Source organism: Pseudomonas sp. RG1 (assembly GCF_025910115.1).
Taxonomy (GTDB): domain Bacteria; phylum Pseudomonadota; class Gammaproteobacteria; order Pseudomonadales; family Pseudomonadaceae; genus Aquipseudomonas; species Aquipseudomonas atacamensis.
On the sequence record NZ_JAPCIK010000012.1, the window covers coordinates 19,854 to 42,834 of the forward strand.

At 60.1% G+C, this 22,981-nt stretch carries 18 protein-coding genes; 10 read left to right on the plus strand and 8 right to left on the minus strand.

The annotated features are described in order from the left end of the window. A complete protein-coding gene (locus OK411_RS07610) occupies nucleotides 1-5,532 on the plus strand; it encodes a calcium-binding protein (protein ID WP_264364665.1) in 5,532 nt (1,843 codons plus the stop codon). 68 nt (nucleotides 5,533-5,600) lie between these two features. Here the strand turns inward: OK411_RS07610 and OK411_RS07615 are convergent, their stop codons facing one another. Beyond that, nucleotides 5,601-6,713, minus strand: a complete 1,113-nt coding sequence (locus OK411_RS07615) for an enoyl-CoA hydratase/isomerase family protein (protein WP_264364666.1) — start codon at nucleotides 6,711-6,713, stop codon at nucleotides 5,601-5,603. 132 nt (nucleotides 6,714-6,845) lie between these two features. Between OK411_RS07615 and ung the strand changes: the two genes are divergently transcribed. Then, nucleotides 6,846-7,541: a uracil-DNA glycosylase gene (gene ung / locus OK411_RS07620; RefSeq protein ID WP_073473079.1), complete on the plus strand. Its 696-nt coding sequence runs from the start codon at nucleotides 6,846-6,848 to the stop codon at nucleotides 7,539-7,541. A gap of 112 nt (nucleotides 7,542-7,653) precedes the next feature. On the opposite strand, the gene OK411_RS07625 is transcribed toward ung, so the two are convergent. Genes OK411_RS07625 through OK411_RS07640 form a run of 4 tightly spaced genes read right to left on the minus strand, consistent with a single transcriptional unit; the run spans nucleotide 7,654 to nucleotide 11,691 of the window. Next, nucleotides 7,654-8,691: an AbrB family transcriptional regulator gene (locus OK411_RS07625; protein ID WP_123442926.1), complete on the minus strand. Its 1,038-nt coding sequence runs from the start codon at nucleotides 8,689-8,691 to the stop codon at nucleotides 7,654-7,656. After that, nucleotides 8,684-10,198 (minus strand): tripartite tricarboxylate transporter permease, encoded by a 1,515-nt coding sequence (locus tag OK411_RS07630; RefSeq protein WP_016771277.1) that lies wholly within the window; start codon nucleotides 10,196-10,198, stop codon nucleotides 8,684-8,686. The genes OK411_RS07625 and OK411_RS07630 overlap by 8 nt, the downstream gene beginning before the upstream one ends. Nucleotide 10,199: 1 nt before the next feature. Then, nucleotides 10,200-10,658: a tripartite tricarboxylate transporter TctB family protein gene (locus tag OK411_RS07635; RefSeq protein WP_016771276.1), complete on the minus strand. Its 459-nt coding sequence runs from the start codon at nucleotides 10,656-10,658 to the stop codon at nucleotides 10,200-10,202. Nucleotides 10,659-10,713: 55 nt separating this feature from the next. Further along, nucleotides 10,714-11,691: a Bug family tripartite tricarboxylate transporter substrate binding protein gene (locus tag OK411_RS07640; RefSeq protein ID WP_016771275.1), complete on the minus strand. Its 978-nt coding sequence runs from the start codon at nucleotides 11,689-11,691 to the stop codon at nucleotides 10,714-10,716. A gap of 444 nt (nucleotides 11,692-12,135) precedes the next feature. Here OK411_RS07640 and OK411_RS07645 point away from each other — a divergent pair, with 444 nt between their 5' ends. Both OK411_RS07645 and OK411_RS07650 read left to right on the plus strand, forming a co-directional pair. After that, nucleotides 12,136-12,807: a response regulator gene (locus tag OK411_RS07645; RefSeq protein ID WP_024011992.1), complete on the plus strand. Its 672-nt coding sequence runs from the start codon at nucleotides 12,136-12,138 to the stop codon at nucleotides 12,805-12,807. Further along, the gene (locus OK411_RS07650; RefSeq protein ID WP_024011993.1) at nucleotides 12,800-14,185 is read left to right on the plus strand and encodes a sensor histidine kinase; all 1,386 of its coding nucleotides are present in this window, start codon (nucleotides 12,800-12,802) and stop codon (nucleotides 14,183-14,185) included. Before OK411_RS07645 ends, OK411_RS07650 begins: the two co-directional genes overlap by 8 nt. Nucleotides 14,186-14,314: 129 nt before the next feature. On the opposite strand, the gene OK411_RS07655 is transcribed toward OK411_RS07650, so the two are convergent. Together OK411_RS07655 and OK411_RS07660 are read right to left on the minus strand one after the other, a co-directional pair. Then, complete coding sequence (locus OK411_RS07655) at nucleotides 14,315-15,136, minus strand: HDOD domain-containing protein (protein ID WP_056783523.1); 822 nt, start codon at nucleotides 15,134-15,136, stop codon at nucleotides 14,315-14,317. 34 nt (nucleotides 15,137-15,170) lie between these two features. Further along, a complete protein-coding gene (locus tag OK411_RS07660; protein ID WP_264364667.1) occupies nucleotides 15,171-16,112 on the minus strand; it encodes a YgfZ/GcvT domain-containing protein in 942 nt (313 codons plus the stop codon). Nucleotides 16,113-16,262: 150 nt separating this feature from the next. On the opposite strand from OK411_RS07660, the gene OK411_RS07665 reads away from it, so the two are divergent. Beyond that, nucleotides 16,263-16,517, plus strand: a complete 255-nt coding sequence (locus OK411_RS07665; protein ID WP_007911418.1) for a succinate dehydrogenase assembly factor 2 — start codon at nucleotides 16,263-16,265, stop codon at nucleotides 16,515-16,517. Continuing rightward, nucleotides 16,501-16,953 carry a protein YgfX gene (locus tag OK411_RS07670; protein WP_264364668.1) on the plus strand — a complete coding sequence of 151 codons (453 nt, stop codon included), beginning with the start codon at nucleotides 16,501-16,503 and terminating at the stop codon, nucleotides 16,951-16,953. Before OK411_RS07665 ends, OK411_RS07670 begins: the two co-directional genes overlap by 17 nt. Here the strand turns inward: OK411_RS07670 and nadB are convergent. Next, nucleotides 16,922-18,538 (minus strand): L-aspartate oxidase, encoded by a 1,617-nt coding sequence (gene nadB / locus OK411_RS07675; RefSeq protein WP_264364669.1) that lies wholly within the window; start codon nucleotides 18,536-18,538, stop codon nucleotides 16,922-16,924. The genes OK411_RS07670 and nadB overlap by 32 nt on opposite strands. A 557-nt stretch (nucleotides 18,539-19,095) precedes the next feature. Here nadB and rpoE point away from each other — a divergent pair. The 4 genes from rpoE (at nucleotide 19,096) to OK411_RS07695 (ending at nucleotide 22,911) form a co-directional block, all read left to right on the plus strand. Beyond that, nucleotides 19,096-19,677 (plus strand): RNA polymerase sigma factor RpoE, encoded by a 582-nt coding sequence (gene rpoE / locus OK411_RS07680; RefSeq protein ID WP_003172477.1) that lies wholly within the window; start codon nucleotides 19,096-19,098, stop codon nucleotides 19,675-19,677. A gap of 30 nt (nucleotides 19,678-19,707) precedes the next feature. Continuing rightward, complete coding sequence (locus tag OK411_RS07685; protein ID WP_008077804.1) at nucleotides 19,708-20,295, plus strand: sigma-E factor negative regulatory protein; 588 nt, start codon at nucleotides 19,708-19,710, stop codon at nucleotides 20,293-20,295. Nucleotides 20,296-20,303: 8 nt separating this feature from the next. Further along, entirely contained in the window at nucleotides 20,304-21,269 is a 966-nt protein-coding gene (locus OK411_RS07690; RefSeq protein ID WP_016771272.1) for a MucB/RseB C-terminal domain-containing protein, read from the plus strand. Nucleotides 21,270-21,477: 208 nt separating this feature from the next. Beyond that, the gene (locus OK411_RS07695) at nucleotides 21,478-22,911 is read left to right on the plus strand and encodes a DegQ family serine endoprotease (RefSeq protein ID WP_264364670.1); all 1,434 of its coding nucleotides are present in this window, start codon (nucleotides 21,478-21,480) and stop codon (nucleotides 22,909-22,911) included. The last annotated feature ends 70 nt before the right edge of the window (nucleotides 22,912-22,981 follow it).

A 22,981-nucleotide genomic window follows, 5' to 3' on the forward strand; every position in this document is an offset into this window, starting at 1 on the left:
ATGAGTTATGTATTCAGCGATATGGAAAAATCAGAGATTTTCAACGCAGCAAATATTTGCAAAGGAATGAGGCTGCGCTCAAAACAACTTCAGTACGATGCACTGAAATTAGCAGGGGCAAGCTGCGCCCCCCTGTACCAAAAGCTATTCGACATTATTGGTGAAAAAGTTTCTGACGTTGCAGCTGCCGATAAAGAGGCTGGAGAGGTGCTGAAAAGCGCCAGACTCTGGCTTGCCGTGGCCATTGATGCCAACGGTGGAAACGGTGCCTACTCTGCCCTGATTCGTGGTTACACCTCACGCCAGGGTGAACTGAGACTGAATACAATTTTCAGTGAAGACCTGATGCAGCTTTCATCCAACCAGGTTGCCGTCAACTTCATCAATACCCTGATCAACGGATCCCTTGCCGGTCAACTGGCACCCTGGACTGTTCCGTCAATCAGCCAGATCGCCGAAATCGACGCCAGCGCGATTGGCGAGGCCCTATTCAAGGAGGTTTGCGGGGAGGACGACACCGCCGTGAAACGTAACTCCGGTTGGTCTGGAACAGTCGGGTTCAGCCTGTTGGGCGGTAAACCTCCCTATGAAACGTGGAGACTGATCTCTGCTGGCGACCCGAATGCGGAAGATGACGGCCCACCCACTCAGGCAAAGCCCCACCGGCTCGACGACTATAAAAACATTCTCTTCGCCATCGACGCCTATAGCGTCGGCCTGCAAGCGGCGATCAGCAATTTCGGCATCAATCCACTGCAAAGTCTGCTCTCGGTCGTACCCGAGCAAATCAACATCGCGCTGGCCAGTGGCAGTGTGAATCCGCTGATTCAGCATGTAGTCAAAGGCACGCCTGTTGCCGCCGTGGTCGAGCTGATATTGCGCTACGGCCAGAACGAATTTCTCGACATGTTCAAGCGCACGTACGACGGCGATTCTGCTGCCATACCCACCACCAACGACACCTTCGCCAGCAACGCTTACGCCTTCTTCTCGGCATTCTCCCCAGAGCAGTCGCAAAGCATCGTCACCCGGACAATAAGCGAGTTCGGCAATGCCAATGCATGGGCGAAACTGGCAGGCGAGGCGACGCCGCTCGGTCTGGCGTTGCGCAACTCTTTGCAGCAACTCAGTGAAGTCGTCATAGAACGAGCCGACGGTTATCCCGATCGCAACCTCGAGCTTTACGATCCGCATACTGGCGAAGGCTTTATCACCGCGCAGTGGCTGACGGATCGTGCGCAGATGCTCGCCCGTTTGATTGCCCGAACCCAGGGCTCGTTTGGCGAACACTCGCTGCAGCAGTTCTCCTACTCCGATCTCGCCTCAAGCAAACAGGCGCCGATGACCACCGGAGTGCTGAACCCGCTGGCCCTGTTCGGTGATGACGGCGGGCGATCTTTCGCTGGTGGCGCAAATGCCGATCATCTGTATGGCGGCGTGGGCAATGACTCGATCCATGGGATGGCCGGTCACGATGTCATTGAAGGCGGTCGCGGTAACGACTCGCTAACCGGAGGTGACGGCAATGATGAGTTGTACGGGATGGCCGGTGACGATGTTCTGCACGGAGGAAAGGGTAACGATTCTTTGATCGGGGGCGAAGGCAACGACCGTTATGAATTCGCCAGCGGCGATGGCATCGACGAGATTCTTGATGCCAACGCCGATGGGCAACTGTGGATCAACGGCGCGCCGATTCCCCAACTCAAACGCCGCGCGCCTCTGAGCAATATCTGGTCTACCGAGGATCGGTCCATCACCCTGACGCTTGTTGAACACACCCTCAACATCAAATATGGCCAGGGCGATCTGGTGGTCATCAAGAACTTTCAGCCCGGGATGCTTGGCATCCGCCTCCCTGAATACGAGGGGCAGCCGCTCACTGCTGCGGATTTGACGCTTCAGGGCGACTGGAAAGCCAAAGACGCTGATCCCACCGTCCCTGGCGATCAGCCCTCCTTTGATGAGCTGGGCAACGTGGTGCTGCTGCCCAAGGTCAAACAGCGCAACAAGGCCGACGTACTGTACGGTTCCGCCGCAGACGACGTCATTCTCGGCCTGGGTGGTTCTGATCGATTGTTCGGTAAGGCTGGAGACGATCGGTTATTCGGCGACAAGCAGACGACGCTCGAAAAAGCTATGGCCGACGGTGACGCCAAGGGCAAGGCAAGTCGCGGAGACTGGCTCGACGGCGGGCAAGGTGACGATTTGCTTATCGGTACGGCATCCCGAGATGTTCTGCTCGGTGGTAATGACCGGGATACCTTGATCGGCGGTGCTGGCGACGATGTGTTATCCGGAGACGAAACCACCGGTGCACTGGAACAAGGTTGGGCGGTCAAACGCGCTGACGTCCCCATAGCTCGCGGTGTAACCAGTCACCGAGCGGTCTATTCAAAGGCCTCGATAAACAGTGCGCCCGAGGGCGGTAGTGACGTGCTGTATGGGCAGGGCGGCAAGGACATTATCAACGGCGGCTGGGGTGAGGACCTGCTTGACGGCGGAGCTGACGACGATTTTCTCAAAGGCGATCAAGGTGACGACACCCTGACCGGTGGCAGCGGCAACGACGTAATGCTCGGCGACAACCTCGATTGGGGCGGTGGGCTACCCAGCAAACACCATGGCAACGATGTGCTGGACGGCGGTAGCGGTGATGACCGGCTCGCCGGTAACGGTGGCAGCGACGCGCTGTATGGCGGCCCTGGCAACGACATTTTGCAGGGTGATGACGGCGTACTGGACGGCGTCGAAGGCGATGCCGCGCATTTTTTTGGCGATGATCTGCTGGACGGTGGCTCCGGCGATGACACGCTCTGGGGCGGCGGTGGCGATGATTTGCTCTTCGGCGGCGAAGGTAATGACGATCTGATCGGCGATAGCCCTGAGCATCCGGTTCGCTATCACGGCAACGACTTTCTCGATGGCGGCGCGGGGGATGACACCCTGCGCGGCATGGGCGGCGCGGATACGCTGGCGGGTGGCGCAGGGGCTGATTTTCTCGATGGCGATGTGTCTGACCTGCAGCCGGGCGGAAGCAACAATGACGTGGTTCAGGGCGGCGAAGGAAACGATACGTTACAGGGTGGTTTCGGTGCCGACACGCTGGACGGCGGTGCGGGTGACGACATTCTTGCCGGCGATTACGAAAACAGCGCTGAGGCCGAGCACAATGCCGATTATTTGCACGGTGGCTCAGGTAACGACACGCTGTTCGGAGGTGGTGGCAACGACACCCTGCTGGGCGGGGAAGGGACGGACTACCTTCGCGGCGATTCTGGCGACAACGTGTTTGATGGCGGTCCCGGTGCTGACGTGCTGGATGGCATGGATGGCGCCGACATCTACTATTTCGGCGCTGACGACGGCCTGGATATCGTCACCGATGCCGGCGGCCGCAACATCATCAGGTTCGGTGCAGGGTTTTCCGCGCAAAGTCTGAAGGCCGACGTTATCGAAGTTTCCGTCGGTACGGTGTTGCGACTGGCCAATGGCACGGGCGACGCGATACTCATCAAGAATCACGAGAAGTGGAAGTCTTCCACATTCAGTTTCAACGACGGCGTGGTACTTGATTACGCAGATGTCCTGCGCAAAACATTGCCACCGATAGAGACGGCCGAGCCACCCGTACCGGAACCTGTCACCGCCTCGGCAACCCCTGAAAGCAAAGTTGAGGATCCGGTTCAGCCAGACGATGTCACCGCTGCGGCGCAAGGCCCGGTGGCGTCTGTTCAAGCGGTCAACTGGACCGATGAGTTCCTCGCGCAAATCCAGTCAAAACGCTCCGCCCGCAAACACGCCACAGGTTTTACCTTGAATGAGCAAGGCGTCTGGGTGCGCAGTCATGTCACCACCAGCGACACCGGTTACACCACTCACACCGAGCTGATCAATGGCAGCGTCGAAGCGGGGACACTGTCTGAAACGCCGCCATGGATGAAGGCGGATGCAGGGCAAGCCGTAGTCAGTGAAAGGCAGTCGACAACCACAACCCGTGTCGAACATAAACCGGTGAAAGCCGAGGGAGCAGTCGCCTCCTCAAGTCAGGCGCCTCGCTATTATCGATCCGGCTCGGCCAACGGGTTTTCCTTCAATACGGGCGACGTATTGGTTGAGGACCGAAAGCAATCCGGCGCGCTTGAAGGCTGGTACGTCTATCCGGCGGCAAGCTTCAGTTCGGGCGCAACAGTGCCCAAGGCGTTTCGCTGGGATGTCACAACTGAAACGATCAAACGCAAAATCGTCCATGGCGACGATGCCGGCGGGCGAGTCAACGTCGAAGTGGAAAACGTTTTCCACGGCGGCGCGGGTGATGATCTGATCGTCGCTTATGCAGGCTCCCCACTTGACTACGGCACTGTCGGCGACAGAACACCGGGCACGTTTTTATCCGCCGGGGCAGGTGACGATACCTTGCTCGGCTCCGAGGGCGCCGACTATCTGCTCAGCGGATCGGGTGATGACTGGCTCTACGGCGAAGACGGCGCCGACACTTACATCGTGCAAGCGCATGCCGGGGCGACAACCACGATTGCGGACGTGCTCAACCCTGTTTTCCATCGTGCAGAAGTCGGCGTAGCGGGGTGGAAAGACGAGTACGGATTGATCGATCAGGACACGGTCGTTCTTCCAGCAGGCGCGCAGCGCGATGCACTGCAATTGAGCTGGGGTGCTGCGCTGATAGAGACCACCCATGTCGGGCTGGAGCCCAACCCGGATCGCGCGGCTTACCGCAACCCGCCGAGAGCGAAAATGCTTCATCCGACACTCGATATCCAATGGGGCGGGACGCAAAAAGTCCGCATCGTCTTGCCCCACAAAGGTGAACTTGAGGGCGCCGGTATTGAGCTCGTCAAGTTCGCCGATGGGTCGGTCGCAAGTTTGAAGCAGCTCCTGGAATCGAGTCAGCTCGGCCCTGCGCCCGAGACTTTTCATACGGGTGTCATCGTCAACAATCCCAGCCGTTCAACCTCCCTGCGAGACGGACGAGCGCTGCCACTCGTGGGCGGTCGCGGCAACGACACCATAAGCGGCGCGGGAGAGATCCGAGGCATGCAAGGGGATGACGTGCTCACCGGCAGCCTCGGTGACGACCTGCTGGTGGGTGGGCCGGGCAATGACACGCTGACCGGCGGCGCTGGAAATGATCTCTACCGATACGATGGCCTCGGCAGAGACGTGATCATCAACAACGGAGGCGGCCTGGACGGGATCGATTTTTCCGAGCGCAGGCTGACGATCGACAACCTCAAGTTTCATCGTGAGCGCGATGATCTGGTGATCGTGGTGGATTACGGCATGGCGCCGAAAATCCGGGTTTCCAGTCATTTTGCCGCTGGTGAAAGCGCTATTGGCTTCATAAGAGTCAGCGAAGGAACAGCGACGCAGGACTACAGCGCGACGCAAATTGCCGAACGTCTGCACCCGCTTCCGCCACTGAGGGATGTCGAGGATATTTTGATAAAGGGCGACGATGAAGCGCAGCGGGCGATGATGGAAATAATAGAGTTCTACGAACTGAATGTCTGAGTAACAAGACGACCGATTGAGCCGGCCCGCGATGGAAATCCTGTTGCCATCGCGGGCCACGCGTCACCTCAATACTGGGTCAGATCCGCCAAGGGATGCCGCCCCTCCCAGACTTTATGAAAGTGCGCCTCGACCACCGCATCCGGCACGTTATTGATGTCCGGCCAGTGCCAGTGCGGTTTCTGATCCTTGTCGATCAGCCGCGCGCGCACGCCTTCGCTGAATTCCGGATGACGGCAGCAATTGAGGCTCAGGGTGTATTCCATCTGGAATACTTCGGCCAGCGACATGTGCCGCGCGCGGCTGATCTGTTCCCAGACCAGATGCGCGGTCAGCGGTGAACCCTCGGTCATGGTTTTCGCCGCGCGGGCAATCAACGGATCGCTGCTGTCGCGGTGCAGGCTGATGGCTTTCCACGCACAGGCAACGTCGCTGACATCGAGCAGTTCGTCGATCTGCGGACGACGCGGCAGCCACTGCGCTTCGGGCATTTGCTCAAGTGCCTCCTGCTGCAGAGCCTTGAGCAGGCTGTTGAGCTGCATGGCGGTCTGTTCCTGCCAGTTCAATTGCAGCAAGCCTTCGATCAATTGCGGTTGCTGTTCGTCGAGCAGGAAGCGGTCGGCCAGATCCAGATCCAGCGCATCACGGCCGTTGATGTGCGCGCCGGTCAGGCCGAGAAACAAGCCGAGCTTGCCCGGCAATCGGGCGAGAAACCAACTGGCGCCAACGTCCGGATACAGGCCAATGGTGATTTCCGGCATCGCCAGACGGCTGCTCGGCGTGACGATCCGCGTGCTGGCGCCCTGCAACAGGCCCATGCCGCCACCGAGCACATAACCGTGACCCCAGCAGATCAGCGGCTTTGGATAGGTATGCAGGCTGTAATCGAGGCGATATTCCGCGCTGAAAAACTGCGCGGCCAACGGCGGCACTTCGCCGGGGTGAGCGCGGCAGGCTTCGACCAGGCTGCGCACCTCGCCACCGGCGCAGAAAGCTTTGCTGCTGTTGCCGCGCAGCAGCACGCAGACGATTTGCGGGTCATTGGCCCAGGCGTTCAATTTTTCGCTGAGCGCGTTGATCATCGGCAGGGACAGCGCGTTCAGCGATTTTTCGGCATCCAGGCTGGCGATGCCGATGCGGGCGCCGTCAGTGCCGGTAAGTTCTTCGAAGTGCAGATTCATCGTGACCTCGATCGGGAATTTGAGCGAACAGTATGATCGCTATGGGGGAAAGTGCCGGATCTGCGTCAGATCAATTGACAAGCGTGGTCGGCTTTCCTAGGGTTCGCCCCATTGTTTTTGCCGGAAATGACCATGACTGCTGACGACCGTATCAAACTCGAACCGAGCTGGAAGGAGGCACTGCGTGCTGAGTTCGACCAGCCTTACATGGCAGAGTTGCGCAGCTTTCTGCAGCAGGAGCGGGCCGCCGGCAAGGAGATCTATCCGCCGGGACCGATGATTTTCAACGCACTGAACTCAACGCCCCTGGACAAGGTGAAAGTGGTGATTCTCGGCCAGGACCCTTACCACGGCCCGGGCCAGGCCCACGGTCTGTGTTTCTCGGTGCAACCGGGCGTGCCGGCACCGCCGTCGCTGGTCAACATCTATAAAGAGTTGAAACGCGACCTCAATATCGACATTCCCAACCACGGCTACCTGCAGAGCTGGGCCGAACAGGGCGTGCTGCTGCTCAACACCACCATGACGGTTGAGCGCGCCAACGCCAACGCGCACAAGGACAAGGGCTGGCAACACTTCACCGACCGCATCATTGAAGTGGTCAGCGAACGGCAGCCGCATCTGGTGTTCATGCTCTGGGGCGCCCATGCGCAGAGCAAGCAGAAGCTGATCGACGCGACCAAGCACCTGGTGCTGACCTCGGTGCATCCGTCGCCGTTGTCGGCCTATCGCGGGTTTTTAGGCTGTGGGCATTTCAGCCGGACCAACAAGTTTCTCGAACAGAATGGCGAAACGCCGATCGACTGGCGCTTGCCACCTCTCGCCTGAGATCGTTCCCACGCTCCTCGTGGGAATGCAGCCCGGGACGCTCTGCGTCCCAAAGCGGACGCGGAGCGTCCATTGAGGCATTCCCACGCAGAGCGTGGGAACGATTAGTCAGTCAGGACTCTGGAATACGATTCCAATACCTGAACAACGGCTCCGCCAGAAACAGCACAAACAACAGCCGCATCACCTGCATCGCCGTCACCAGCGGCACCGACAGTTGCAGGGTCTCCGCCGTCAGGCTCATCTCGGCGATCCCGCCGGGCATCATGCCCAGGGTAAGCGAACGCAGATCCAGATGGGTCAATGCACTCAAGCCCAGCGCCGCCAGCGACGCGATCAACATGGTCAGCGCGGTGCCGATCAACGTCCGGCCCATGAACGACGGCGCGCGGCGGAAGAACTGCCGATTGAAGTGACAGCCCAGACCGCTGCCAATCAGCCATTGGCCGATCTGACTGCCGCCATTGGGCAAACCGATGTGCAGATCCCAGGTGATGCTGACCGCCGCACTGACCAATAACGGCCCGAACAGCCATGGATTGGGTTGGCGCAGACGCTGCCAGAGCCAGGCGAGCAGGGCGCCCGCCGGAAACAGAATCGCCAGCCAGCGCCAATCGACGCTGCCTGCATGAGAAATCGGCGTACCGTCACCGAGCAGATACTTGAACGCCGCCGGCACGCACAACACCACCACCAACACCCGCAGACTCTGCCCGGCCGCGACATGGCTGAGCAGTGCACCGTTACGAGCGCCGAGGTTGACCATCTCCCCGGAACCACCGGGCATGCTTGAGAAAAAAGCCGTGGCGCGATCCTCGCCGGTGCGGCGCATCAGCCACACGCCGACCACCGCCGAAAGGCTGGTGACCAATGCACCGAAGAAGATCAAACCGAAATGACTGAGCACCTGTTCCATCACCAGCGGGGTGAAGTGCAGGCCGATGCCGATGCCGACGATCCACTGGCCGCACTTGCGCCCGCCAGGGATTTCCGCCAGTTGCCACGGCGTCAGGCAGCGCACCAGGATGATCGCCAGCAACGAGCCGACCATCCACGGAAGCGGCCAGCCGATCTGGCTGGCGATGAAACCGCCAAGCAGACCGACCAGCGGGGTGCCCCACCAGGCTTTCAGGGACAAGCGATCAAACATCGGCAATGACGCGCCGTGCCGCCGAACGTTTACGCCAGATGCGGATCAGCGGCATCAGCAGCATGATCGCGGTGAGGATCCAGCAACCGAAGGTGATCGGACTCGACCAGAGAATCTCCAGCGCGCCATTGGAGATCGACAGGGCGCGACGCAGGTTCTGCTCCATCAGGCCACCGAGGATGAAGCCCAGCAGCAGTGGCGACAGCGGGAAATCCAGCTTGCGCAGGATGTAACCGAAGATGCCGATACCGATCATCAGGAACAGATCGAAGGTGGTCGCGTGCACCGCGTAAACGCCGATCCCGGTGATGATCGCGATGATCGGCACCAGCGCCCAGTTCGGCACGGCGAGGATGCGGGTGAATACGCGGATCATCGGGATGTTGAGGATCACCAGCATCACGTTGGCAATGAACAACGAAGCGATCAAACCCCAGACGATGTCCGGTTGCTGTTGGAACAGCAGTGGACCCGGGGTAATGTTGTACAGCGACAGCGCGCCGATCATCACCGCCGTGGTGCCCGAACCCGGAACGCCGAGGGTCAGCATCGGAACGAGAGCGCCGCACGCCGCGCCGCCGATAGCGGTTTCCGGCGCGGCCAGACCACGGGGATCGCCTTCACCGAATTTGCCGCTGGTGCCGGCGATGCGCTTCTCGGTCATGTAGGCCACGGCACTGGCTAGCGTTGCGCCGGCACCGGGCAGCACGCCCATGATGAAACCGAGCACGCCGCAGCGCACGTTGACGACGAACACCGACGCCGCTTCCTTGAAGTTGAACATCATCCGGCCGGTGGCTTTCACCGCTTCCTGGCCGTGGTGGGTTTTTTCCAGCAGCAGAAGGATTTCGCTGATCGAGAACAGACCCAGCACCAGCACAACGAACTGAATGCCGTCGGTCAGGTGAATGTTGTCGCCGGTGAAACGGTACACGCCACTGTTGGCGTCGATGCCGACGGTGGAAAGGAACAGACCGATCAGAGCCGCAATAAAGGTCTTCAACGGTCGATCACCGGCCATGCCGCCGAGACAGACAATCGCGAACACCATCAGCACGAAGTATTCCGCCGGTCCGAAGGCAATCGCCCATTTCGCCAGCAGCGGCGCAAACAGGACCATGCCGCAGGTGGCGATGAACGCGCCGATGAACGAACTCCACGCCGACAGTGACAGCGCGACACCGGCCATACCTTTGCGCGCCATCGGGTAGCCGTCGAGAGTGGTCATGACGGTGGAAGCTTCACCCGGAATGTTCAGCAGGATCGAGCTGATCCGGCCGCCGTATTCGCAGCCCAGATACACCGCCGCGAGCAGGATCAGCGCCGACTCCGGCGGCAGGCCGAGCGCGAACGCGATCGGAATCAGCAACGCCACGCCGTTGATCGGACCAAGGCCCGGCAGCAGACCGACGACGGTGCCGATCAGGGTGCCGCACAGTGCGGTCACCAGGTTGTAAGGGCTCAGCGCGACGCCGAAGCCCTGACCCAAATAGCCAAGGGTATCCATATCAGTTCTCCAGGACGCTGAGCAGGCCGAGGGGCAGCGGAACATCCATCAAGCGATCGAACAGCAGATAGAGACCAACCGCCATCAGGCTGATGATCACCACGCTCGGCAGCCAGCGGCCGCCATAGAGACGGGCCATCGGTACGCCGGTAATGATGCTGGCCACGATGAAGCCAAGGGGTTCGAAGGTGCCGGCAAACACCAGCAACAACACCACGCACAGACCGATCTTGGTCAGGGTTTCGCGATCCAGCGGCGGCTCATCCGGGTTGTGTTTGATCGGCGCCGGGCGAAACACCATGTACAGCAGCGCCAGGCCCATCAGGCCGAGCATCAGCAGCGGAAAGGCGCGTGGGCCGACCGGTTCATAGGAAAAAGCCGCTTGGTACGGCCACGCCATCAGTGCCAGGCCGGCACACACCAGCAGCAACACCGAGGCGAAAATGCGTTGAATAAGCATGGGAGCTCCTGTGCTGCGTCCCCGCGTAGGAGACGCAGCCACTAGACAGAGACGATCACTGGATCAGGCCGAACTCTTTGGCCAGCACTTTGTAGTCGGCGACCTGCTTCTTCACGTAGGTGTCCAGTTCCGGGCCGGTCATGGCGAACGGGAACAGCTCACGCTGATCGCGCAGCTTGGCGAACTCGTCGGAAGCCAGCAGTTTGTCGAACGCGTCTTTCCACCAGGCGTAGTCTTCGTCGCTGACTTTTGGCCCGAGGTAGAAGCCGCGCACCACTGGCCAGACGATGTCATAGCCTTGCTCGCGAGCGGTCGGGATGTCTTTCATTTCCGGTTCGTCGAGACGCTTGTCCGAGAACACCGCGAGCAGACGCATGTCGCCGCTCTGGATGTGCGGCATGGAGTCGGAGATGTCGGTACTGCCGACCTGGATGTGGCCGCCGAGCAGGGCCGTGGCGATCTCACCACCGCCTTCGAGTGCCACGTAACGCAGCTCGCGCGGGTTGATCCCGGCAGCCTTGGCGATCAGTGCGGTCTGCATCCAGTCCTGGCTGCCGACGGTGCCGCCGGAGCCGATGACCACCGAGCCTGGATCTTTCTTCAACGCCTGGACGAGATCGTCGAGGGTCTTGTAGGGCGAATCGCTTTTCACTGCGATGGCGCCGTAGCTGGTGCCGACGGCCGCGAGCCAGCGCACGTTGGTTTCATCGAAGCGGCCGAACTTGCCCTGGGCCAGGTTCAACAGCGAACCGCTCGACCACGCCACCAGCGTTCCGGCATCCGCCGGACGTTGCGCCACTACTGCGTTGTATGCCACCGCGCCGACACCGCCGGGCATGTAGGTCACGCGCATCGGTTTGCTCAACAGCTTCTGGTTGACCAGTGCGCTCTGCACCAGTTTGCAGGTCAGGTCGAAACCACCGCCGGGGGAGGCGGGGGCGATGCATTCCGGACGTTTCGGCTCGGCCATGAGTTGGCCGGCAAACAGCATCGCGCCAGCGGCGAGAGCAACTTTACGCAGTGATACGTTCATTTGAGTCTCCAGAGAAGTTGTTGTTATGGATGGACCGAATGACCAAAGGGCAACGCGAAAACCTAGCGGCAGGCGCAGTTTTCTCGCGGCGCGCGCGCAACGACTGAAACAACGGAGGGGATAAAGGACTGCGGCGAGAAGCCGACGGCGCAACGGTGGAATCGAGCAAGGCGAGCAGGCATTACAGCCATGGTGCGCATGGAGGGCATGCTGGGGTACTCCGTTATTGTTCTTATGAGTCGAAAACGCTTCATGGCGTTTTTCGTTGCGCTGTGTGGCGGCAGCGGCGACAGTCGAAACTGTCCGTGGGCCGACTCTAACCGGCTAACCTTTCAACAACCTTTCAATTGTCTTTCACGGTTTTCGGGCTTCACAGCGGCGGTTGCGGCTGTAAACTCCGCGACAAAGCGTGGCGTCGGCCAACCCTGAACGAGGTAAAAATCCATGCGTGTCCTGCTCGTCGAAGACCATCTGCAACTGGCCGAAAGCGTGGCTCAGGCGCTCAAGAGCACCGGTCTGACGGTGGATGTGTTGCACGATGGCGTGGCCGCCGACCTGGCGCTGGGCAGTGAGGAATACGCCGTGGCGATCCTCGATGTCGGCCTGCCGCGCATGGACGGTTTCGAGGTGCTGGCGCGGCTGCGTGCTCGCGGCAAGAACCTGCCGGTGTTGATGCTGACCGCGCGCAGTGACGTGAAAGATCGCGTGCACGGCCTCAATCTCGGTGCTGACGACTACCTGGCCAAGCCGTTCGAACTGACGGAACTGGAAGCGCGGGTCAAAGCCTTGCTGCGCCGCAGTGTGCTGGGCGGCGAGCGTCAGCAGCGCTGTGGTGTGCTGGCTTACGACCTCGATACGCGGCGCTTCACCCTCGGCGACGAACTGCTGACCCTCACCTCCCGCGAGCAGGCCGTCCTGGAAGCGTTGATCGCGCGGCCGGGGCGAGTGATGAGCAAGGAACAACTGGCCGCGCAGGTGTTCGGCCTCGACGAAGAAGCCAGCCCCGACGCCATCGAAATCTACGTGCACCGCTTGCGCAAGAAGCTCGATGGCCAGCCCGTGGCCATTGTCACCTTCCGTGGCCTCGGCTATCTGCTGGAAAGCCGCGATGCATAAGCCCAGCAGCCTGCGCTGGCGGTTGCTGTGGAACCTTGGATGGTTGCTGGTGGTGCTGATGCTCGCCAGCGGCTTGAGCGCTTACTGGAACGGTCGCGAAGCCGCCGACACCGCGTATGACCGCACGCTGCTGGCCTCGGCACGCACCATCGCTGCCGGGTTGTCGCAGCGCGACGGCAGTCTCAGCGCCGACGTGCCTTACGTGGCGCTGGACACCTTCGCCTACGACAGTGCCGGGCGCATCTATTACCAGGTCAACGACATTCACCAGAAGCTGATTTCCGGCTACGAAAATCTTCCCGGGCCACCGCCCGGCACGCCGCGTACCGACAGCTATCCTGCGCTCGCGCGCTTCTACAACGCGAAGTACAACGGCCAGAACGTGCGTGTGGTCAGCCTGCTCAAAGCGGTAAGCGAGCCGAACATGAACGGCATGGCGGAAATCCGCGTGGCTGAAACCGACGAAGCGCGGGTCAGCATGGCGCGCAGTCTGGCGGCTGACACCCTGTTGCGCTTGGGCATGCTGGCCGTGGGTGCATTGCTGCTGGTGTGGTTCGCGGTGAGTGCGGCGCTGCGCCCGCTGGAGCGGTTAAGAACCGCTGTTGAGGAACGCCAGCCCGACGATTTGCGGCCGCTGCCGCTGGTGGAAGTGCAGCATGAATTGGGGCCGTTGGTGCGCGCGCTCAATCATTTCACCGAGCGTCTGCGCGGCCAGTTCGAGCGGCAGGCGCAGTTCATCGCCGATGCTGCTCACGAGTTGCGTACGCCGCTGGCCGCACTCAAGGCACGCCTGGAACTGGGCCTGCGCTCGAACGAGCCGGAGACCTGGCGCACCACCCTTGAATCGTCCGCGCAAAGCACCGATCGCTTGACCCATCTGGCCAATCAGCTGCTATCGCTGGCCCGGGTCGAAAACGGCGCGCGGGCGATTGCCGAGGGCGGCGCGCAGTTGCTCGATCTGAGTCAATTGGCCCGAGAGCTGGGCATGGCCATGGCGCCATTGGCGCACAAGCGCGGCGTGGCGCTGGCGCTTGAAGCGGATGAGCCGGTGTGGCTGCGCGGTGAGCCGACGCTGCTCAATGAGCTGCTGAGCAATCTGGTCGACAACGCGCTGGCGCATACGCCATCGGGCGGCAATGTGATTCTGCGGGTGACGGCCCCGGCAGTGCTTGAGGTTGAGGACGACGGGCCGGGCATCCCGCTGCACGAGCGTGATCGAGTGTTCGAACGGTTTTATCGGCGCAATCAGCAGGTTGCCGGTTCAGGTCTGGGCTTGGCGATTGTCGGCGAGATCTGTCGCGCGCATCTGGCGCAGATCACCTTGCATGATGGCGAGCAGGCAGGGTTGAAGGTGCGGGTCAGTTTTATTGCCGGGTAATACTTTTGTGGCAAGGGTTTTTTGTGGCGAGGGGATTTATCCCCGCTCGGCTGCGCAGCAGTCGCGGTTCGGATCGCAGAGTCTAGGGTCGCTTCGCAACCCAACGGGGATAAATCCCCTCACCACAGGTCAGTAGAACATCGACCGCGATTCTTCCAGATCCGCGCAAAACTGCTTGTTCTCCGGATCAATCCCCAGCTTCCTGAACGCCGGCACGCTAAACGGATCAATCCGCGCAAACGGATGATCGGTGTCCTTGCGGCAATACAAATTGGCCACTTGCACGATATCGACGTAATCGATGCGCGCCGAGTCGCGGCTGAAGTCTTGATACAGCAACGGCAAATGCACCAGGCGCTCGGGAAACTCCCAGACCCGCAGCAATTTCTCGCCGAGCAATGGGTGAATCTGCTCAATCACATGGGTCAGGCTGACCGCATCCGAGAGCAGTTCATTGTGGTCTTCGGCGTAAGTCAGAATCGGCAACACGCCAATCTGATGCACCAACCCGCCGAGTGCCGCCTGATCGGGTTTGAGCTGAGTGTGACGACGACACAGCGCATAGCTGACGCCAGCGATTTCCAGACTGCTGCGCCAGACTTCGCGCATTTTCTGTTCGACCACTTCGGAGCGGGCATTGAAGATCTGCTCCATCACCAGACCGATCGCCAGGTTGCTGCTGTAGTTGATGCCCAAACGGGTGATGGCGGTGTGCAGGTCGGTGACTTCCTGCGCGGCGCGCAGCAGCGGACTGTTGACCACTTTGATCAGGCGCGCCGACAGCGCGGTGTCGCGGCCGATAACTTTGCTCAGGTCGCTGACGCTGATTTCCGGATCCTCGGCAGCCTTGCGAATCTGCAGGGCCACTTCCGGCAACGTTGGCAGAACCAGGTCATCGTTATCGATGGCCGCAACCAAATCCTGTTGGACCTTTTCCGCCAGTTCGCTCATTTGGACTCTCTAGGGTGTTGCAACAATGCTGCGATCAACGCTGGATTTCGCGGTCGCGATCCAGTTCGTAAGGCAGGTCGAGCACGTGCAACGCGGGGCCTTCGAGGGCGCCCAGACGCAAATCACCGGCTTCGGCAGCTTCGGCCTGCAACACGGCCAGGAGTTCAATGTTTCCCTCGGCATTGGCCGCCAGCACCACTTCGCCGATTGAGCTGTTGTGGCTGGGGGTGAACAGTTGAGTGCCGGGCTCCGGCAACTCGGCCGCGTCGAGGCGCAAGCGGTACAGCCGACGCTTGAGCTTGCCCAGGTACTGCATGCGCGCAACGATTTCCTGGCCGGTGTAGCAGCCTTTCTTGAAACTCACCCCGCCGACCGCCTGCAGATTGAGCATCTGCGGGATAAACAGTTCGCGAGTGGAAGGCATGACCTGGCCGATACCGGCGCGGATCTGGCCCAGCAGCCATTGATTCAGTTCACCCTCAGCCAGCGTGGCGGACAGTTGGCTTTGAATGTTTGGCGCCTGAGCGGCAGGCACCCAGAGTTCGGCGCGCTCGGGCGAGACGCGAATTGCGATCAGGCCTTCATTGCGCACAACGCTGTCGGTTTCGGCGGGCAGTGCCAGACCGAGGCTGGTCAGGGCTGCATCGCCATGCGCCAGACCGAAGCGCACCCAGGCGGCGCTTTCATCGGTCAGTTTCGATTTGGAGAACACCGCGTACTTTTTCAGGTCGGCCAGTTGCGGCTCGAGCAGCGCGCTGGCCATCGCCATCACCACGCCGTCGCCCTCAAGCAGGATGCGGAAGCTCGACTGCATCCGGCCTTTCTGCGTGCAGCGGGCGCCGAGGCTGGCGCGGGTGTCGCTCAGGTAATTGATATTGCAGGTCAACTGGCCTTGCAGGAATTTTCCGGCGTCCGCACCGCGAACCGCGAGTACGCCTTCATGAGACAGGGTGCAGAAAAAAGCAGAATCGGCCATGGGTCATCGCAGGGTAAATAGACTGGGGCACATCATAAGGGGGCAGGGTTGAAATGGGTAGTTGATAAAGGATCACGGGTGCCCGACCAAAGCCGACTGTGCGGCCCGCGCCGGGGCTGTATACTGCCCGGCAAATTCGAGGAGGGCTCCATGGTCGAACAAGTTGAACTGAATCGCCTCTTTTGGCACAGCCGTCGCGGCATGCTTGAGCTTGACGTGCTGCTGGTGCCGTTCGTGCAGGAGGTTTACGCGACGTTGAATCAAGTGGATCGCGATCTGTACGTGCGTTTGCTGACCTGTGAGGATCAGGACATGTTCGGCTGGTTCATGGAGCGCAGCGAGTCGGAAGATCCCGAGCTGCAACGCATGGTCCGGATGATTCTGGATCGTGTCCAGCCCAAGTAATACGTTCGAATGCCGCTGGCATGCCTCACGGCAGTTGCTGGCGGCGTATCTGTTGGCCCAGGCGTTCGCCATGGGTTCGCTGTGTCTGCTGTCGATTCCGCTCTGGGCCAGTCTGCTCGGCGCTTGCGCTTGTGCGCTGCACGGTTTTTGGATGCTGCCACGGCAGATTTTGCTGAGTCATCCGAAAGCATTTTGCGGGTTGCGCCGCAATGGCGATGGCTGGCAGGTGTGGAATCAGGCTGATGGCTGGCAAGCGGTGCAACTGCGCCCGGACAGTCTGGCGCTGCCATTGATCGTGGTGCTGCGCTTTCGTTTGCGCGGAGAGTGGCGGGTCAGGTCAATCTGCGTGCCACGTGACTCGCAAGCGGCGGATCTGCACCGACGCCTGCGAGTGCGGCTCAAGTTCAGCCGGCGTAGGTGGGCGGCACCAGAATAGTGTCGAGCGCTTCGGGCAGCATATCCGGATAGTCGAGGGTGTAATGCAGCCCGCGACTTTCCTTGCGTTCCATGGCTGAGCTGATCATCAACTCGGCGACTTGTGCCAGGTTGCGCAGCTCGATCAGGTCGCGGCTGACTTTATAGTTGCTGTAAAACTCATCGATCTCATCCAGCAGCAGACGCACCCGGTGCTGCGCCCGTTGCAGGCGTTTGTTGGTGCGCACGATGCCGACGTAGTCCCACATGAATCGGCGCAATTCGTCCCAGTTGTGCGCAATGATTACGTCTTCATCCGAGTCGGTCACCTGGCTGGCATCCCAGACGGGCAGGGCGGTTGGCGCCGCGACGTCATCGAGTTGCGCAAGAATATCCGCTGCTGCCGAACGGGCATAAACGAAGCATTCCAACAGCGAGTTGCTGGCCATGCGGTTGGCGCCGTGCAGACCGGTGAAACTGGTTTCGCCGATGGCGTAGAGCCCCGGTACATCGGTGCGACCGTGCTGATCGACCATCACCCCGCCACAGGTGTAGTGCGCAGCGGGGACCACCGGGATCGGTTGTTTGGTGATGTCTATGCCGAAGCCCAGGCAGCGCTCATAAACAGTAGGGAAGTGGCTTTTGACGAACGATTCAGGCTTGTGGCTGATGTCGAGATAAACGCAGTCGACACCTAGGCGCTTCATTTCATGGTCGATGGCCCGCGCGACAATGTCGCGAGGCGCCAACTCCGCGCGTTTGTCGAAGCGATACATGAAGCGCTCGCCGTTGGGCAGCTTCAAATGCGCGCCTTCGCCACGCAGGGCCTCGGTGATGAGGAAGCTTTTGGCTTGCGGGTGATACAGACAGGTCGGATGGAACTGGTTGAATTCCAGGTTCGCCACCCGGCAACCGGAACGCCAGGCCATGGCGATGCCGTCACCGCAGGCGCCGTCGGGGTTGCTGGTATAAAGGTAGACCTTGGCTGCGCCGCCCGAGGCCAGAATCACGAAACGTGCGCCGTAGGTGTCGACTTCGCCCGTGGCGCGGTTCAGCACGTAAGCGCCCAGGCAACGATCGCCTTCCATGCCCAAGCGGCGTTCGGTGATCAAATCGACGGCGACGCGCTGTTCCAGCAATTCGATGTTATCGCGCTCTTTGGCCTGGGCCAGCAAGGTCTTGAAGATCGCAGCGCCGGTGGCGTCGGCAGCATGGATAATCCGTCGATGGCTGTGGCCACCTTCGCGGGTCAGGTGAAATTCGAAACCACCGTCTTCAGTGCCGGACTGTTCGTCGCGGGTGAACGGCACGCCCTGGTCGATCAGCCATTGAATGGCTTCGCGGCTGTGCTCGACGGTGAAGCGTACGGCGTCTTCATGGCACAAGCCGCCGCCCGCATTTAGGGTGTCGTCGACATGGGATTCGACAGTGTCGGTATCGTCGAGCACCGCAGCGACGCCGCCTTGGGCCCAGAAGGTCGAACCGTTGGCGAGATCGCCTTTGCTCAATACGGCAATGCGCAGATGACCGGGCAAGGTCAAAGCGAGAGTCAAACCGGCAGCACCGCTGCCAATCACCAGAACATCGTGTTGGAACTGTTGGCTCATTTCAGGATTCCGCTCAAAGCGACCCGGGTCGGGGTTGGCGCAAGACAGCTGGATCGGCGAGTCAAGACAGCCACACAGCCCACTAGTATATAGAGGGGTTGGGCGGCACAATAGCCGGGCCCAGATGGCATTGTGAGACTACTGCGCAGTAAAAAGCGCTGTGCTTCGTCGGAAGTTTTTTTCATCGGTTTTGAAAAATGACACCTGTATCGGCGCTGAAACAGTCTTTTCCGAGCAGGGTTGCGCAATGTCAGGTGGGTACGGCTATAAATAATTGGAACTTTTGCCAAAGGCCCAAGATCAATAGACGGTGCCAGAAACCAGGGACAGTGTCGGCTTCAGTGCGGAATCTGCGTTTGGATTCCTGCCGGCGAAACCGATAACAAGATTATTCGCGCAGCCGGTTTATCCCGCGCTGCGTTTTTCGTGCGTGCCAAATCAGAGCCCGCAGGAAACTTGCTTGGAGGGGGAGAACTTTTGCGAAAAGCCCGAGTCTATGTTTGCAAGTCTGGTCGTTTAGTAATGCAAGTCTCCTCCGGGCTTATCGAGGAGTGTTCATGCTAACCCAGGAAGAGGATCAGCAGCTGGTCGAACGCGTTCAGCGTGGCGACAAGCGAGCTTTCGATCTGCTGGTGCTGAAATATCAGCACAAAATTCTCGGGTTGATCGTGCGTTTTGTGCACGACACCCATGAAGCCCAGGACGTTGCTCAGGAAGCCTTTATCAAGGCGTATCGGGCACTTGGAAATTTCCGCGGTGACAGTGCGTTTTATACGTGGCTGTACCGTATTGCCATTAACACGGCAAAGAACTACCTGGTTTCCCGCGGCCGTCGGCCGCCGGATAGCGATGTAAGTTCAGAGGATGCAGAGTTCTACGATGGCGATCACGGCCTCAAGGATCTCGAATCACCGGAACGTGCATTGCTGCGGGATGAGATCGAAGGCACTGTCCATCGGACCATCCAGCAACTGCCAGAGGATTTGCGTACGGCTTTAACTTTACGTGAATTCGATGGTCTGAGTTACGAGGACATTGCGAGCGTCATGCAGTGTCCGGTGGGTACCGTGCGCTCCCGGATTTTCCGCGCTCGGGAGGCCATCGACAAAGCCCTGCAACCGTTGTTGCAGGAAAACTGAGACAGCGGCGACAGCCAAGAGAGGAACGCCATGAGTCGTGAAGCCCTGCAGGAATCGCTGTCCGCAGTGATGGATAACGAAGCGGACGAACTGGAATTGCGTCGAGTGCTCAGCGCACTGGATGATGTTGATACCCGTGAGACCTGGGCTCGTTACCAGATCGCTCGGGCAGCCATGCACAAGGATCTGCTGCTTCCGCGTCTGGATATCGCTGCGGCAGTGTCCGCTGCGCTGGAAGACGAAACGGCCCCGGCCAAAGTATCCCGCAGCCCATGGCGTAACCTGGGTCGCCTCGCTGTTGCCGCTTCGGTAACCGTGGCCGTTCTGGCCGGTGTTCGCCTGTACAACCAGGACGAAATCGCTGGTGTTGAGCTGGCGCAGCAGTCGAATCAGCCTACTCTGGCTACTCCACAGGTCAAGGGTCCGGCAGTTCTGGCTGGTTATAGCGAAAGCTCGGAAGCGACTGGCCCTATGGCCAACGGCGTTCTGCAAGGTCAGCCAGGCTGGCATGATCAGCGTCTGCCAGGCTACCTGCGTCAGCATGCTCAGCAGGCTGCACTCAAAGGAACTGAAAGCGCGCTGCCATACGCACGTGCCGCAAGCCTGGAAAACCGTTAAGGAGGATCATGCGCGCCATCCCTCTACTTTCGCTTCTGCTCAGTGGCTGGTTCATAGTTCCAGCCCACGCTGACGAGGCCCAGGACTGGTTGACCCGTCTGGGCCAGGCCGAGCAGCAGCAAAGCTTTCACGGTACTTTCGTTTACGAGCGCAACGGCAGTTTTTCCACGCACAACATCTGGCATCGCGTCCAGAATGGCCAGGTCCGCGAGCGGTTATTGCAGCTCGACGGTTCGGCTCAGGAAGTCGTGCGCATTGATGGACGTACTCAATGCGTCAGCGGCACCCTGATTGCGGGATTGGGTGATTCACCCAACGCTGCCGCCCGTGCGCTGGACCCCAAAAAGCTGAAGAATTGGTATGACCTTGCCGTCATTGGCAAGTCGCGCGTGGCCGGCCGTGACGCAGTGATCGTGTCGCTGACGCCTCGTGATCAGCACCGTTACGGTTTCGAGCTGCACCTGGACAAGAAAACCGGGCTGCCGCTCAAGTCGTTACTGTTGAACGACAAAGGGCAGTTGCTCGAGCGTTTCCAGTTCACCAGCCTCGACACGGATGAAATCCCGTCGGACAAGGACTTGTTGGCGGACCCGGATTGTAAGCCGATCAACATCGCAAGCGACAAGGCTTCTGCAGCTAAAACCGTGCAAAACTGGCGTTCGGACTGGCTCCCGCCAGGCTTTGAGCTGACCAGCAGCAGTTCGCACAAGGATGCGCAAACCAAGACCCAAGTCAGCAGCTTGATGTATGACGATGGTCTGGCGCGTTTCTCGGTGTTCCTTGAACCGTTGAATGGCGCAACGGTCACTGACACCCGCACTCAGTTGGGCCCGACCGTCGCGGTATCCCGTCGCCTGACCACGCCGCAAGGCGAAATGATGGTCACGGTGGTCGGCGAAATCCCGATTGGCACCGCCGAACGAATCGCTCTATCGATGCGTAACAACGATGGCGCTGCGACCAGCAAGCAGTGAGCTGATTTCAGTCATTTCCACTTCGTCGTCGAGACGTCGAAATGTTTGCTGAGCATTTTCATTTGCAAAACCCCTGAAAATTTTTTATAGGTCAGAGCCTCACGGCTCTGGCCTTGTTTGTTGTTCCCGGAACAAAAATGCCGGTCTGTGGTTTCCGGTGTTCCTTTGCTCCATATCGCTTAACCCTGCTCGTCGTAACGGGAGCTGTATGTCGATACCAAGTTTGAAGTCTTATCTTTCCATCCTCGCCACCGTACTGTTGCTCGGTCAGGCGGTGCCTGCTGCGCAAGCGGCCGATCTGCCTGATTTCACCCAGTTGGTCGAACAAGCGTCGCCAGCGGTGGTGAACATCAGTACCACGCAGAAACTGCCGGACCGTCGGGTCAACCAGCAGATGCCGGATCTGGAAGGCCTGCCACCGATGCTGCGCGAATTCTTCGAGCGCGGCATGCCGCCTCAGCAGCGCTCGCCACGTGGCGATGGACGCCAGCGTGAAGCGCAATCGCTGGGTTCGGGTTTCATCATTTCGCCGGATGGCTACATCCTCACCAACAACCACGTGATCGCCGATGCTGACGAAATCCTCGTCCGTCTGGCTGACCGCAGTGAGATGAAAGCCAAGCTGGTCGGCACCGACCCCCGCTCTGACGTGGCGTTGCTGAAAATCGAAGGCAAGGATCTGCCGGTGCTCAAGCTCGGCAAGTCCCAGGACCTGAAGGCCGGCCAGTGGGTCGTCGCGATCGGTTCGCCATTCGGCTTTGACCACACCGTGACCCAAGGCATCGTCAGCGCCGTCGGTCGTAGCCTGCCAAACGAAAACTATGTGCCGTTCATTCAGACCGACGTGCCGATCAACCCGGGCAACTCCGGTGGCCCGCTGTTCAACCTGAACGGTGAAGTGGTCGGCATCAACTCGCAGATCTACACCCGCTCCGGTGGCTTCATGGGCGTGTCGTTCGCCATTCCGATCGACGTGGCGATGGATGTTTCCAACCAGCTCAAGAGCGGTGGCAAGGTCAGCCGTGGCTGGCTGGGCGTGGTCATTCAGGAAGTGAACAAGGATCTGGCCGAGTCGTTCGGCCTGGACAAGCCAGCCGGCGCGCTGGTAGCGCAGATCCAGGATGACGGCCCTGCGGCCAAGGGCGGCCTGCAGGTTGGCGACGTGATCCTGAGCATGAACGGTCAGCCGATCGTCATGTCCGCCGATCTGCCGCATCTGGTCGGCGCGCTGAAGGCTGGCGCCAAAGCCAATCTGGAAGTGATTCGTGAAGGCAAGCGCAAGAACGTCGAGTTGACCGTCGGCGCGATCCCGGACGAGGACAAAGAGCTGGACGCGCTGCCGAAATCCGGTGCTGAAAGCAGCAGCAACCGCCTCGGTGTTGCGGTCGGTGAATTGACCGCCGAGCAGAAGAAAACCTACGACCTCAAAGGTGGTGTGGTGATCAAGGAAGTGCAGGACGGTCCTGCGGCCCTGATCGGTCTGCAACCGGGTGACGTGATCACCCACCTGAACAATCAAGCCATCGGCTCGGCCAAGGAGTTCACCGACATCGCCAAGGCGTTGCCGAAGAACCGTTCGGTGTCGATGCGCGTGCTGCGTCAGGGCCGTGCCAGCTTCATCACCTTCAAACTGGCTGAATAAGCCAGCAGGCAGGTAAAAAGAAACCGCCTCGAAAGAGGCGGTTTTTTTGTGTCTGCAATTTTTTTTCTGG